The 285-nt window shown below is 57.5% G+C and carries 1 pseudogene; it reads left to right on the top strand.

Annotated elements, in window-relative coordinates:
* Positions 1-121 (top strand): annotated as a pseudogene (locus AB4Y34_RS42270) (IS6 family transposase); the annotation flags it as partial.
* Positions 122-285: the final 164 nt, after the last annotated feature.

The following is a 285-nucleotide window of genomic DNA, read 5'->3' as shown; positions in this document are numbered from 1 at the left end:
TCGTTGTGCCCGCATCCTGTTGGGCGGCATCGAAGTTATGCACATGATCGTCAAGGGGCAGATGGACGATGGTGGTGTCGATCAGAATCCCGCACAGCAACCCTATTCACTGGCTGGATAAGTAGTCGGGTCTGAATAATTCGCTTTGGACGACGCTGGCCCTCACGGCTGGCAGTCGACAGCGATTGAGCGGTTGAGCAAGGCGGTCAGAACAGCGGCGTAAAAAAGCCTCAGCTTCCTGAGGATCATCCGCAGGTTATGGCCGGCGCCGCACAGCACTGCGTG

Origin of the sequence: Paraburkholderia sp. BR10954 (genome assembly GCF_040965775.1) — a bacterium.
GTDB classification, from domain to species: Bacteria; Pseudomonadota; Gammaproteobacteria; order Burkholderiales; family Burkholderiaceae; genus Paraburkholderia; species Paraburkholderia youngii.
The sequence above is the reverse complement of the archived record's forward strand: the minus strand, read 5'-3'. Positions and strand labels throughout refer to the sequence as shown.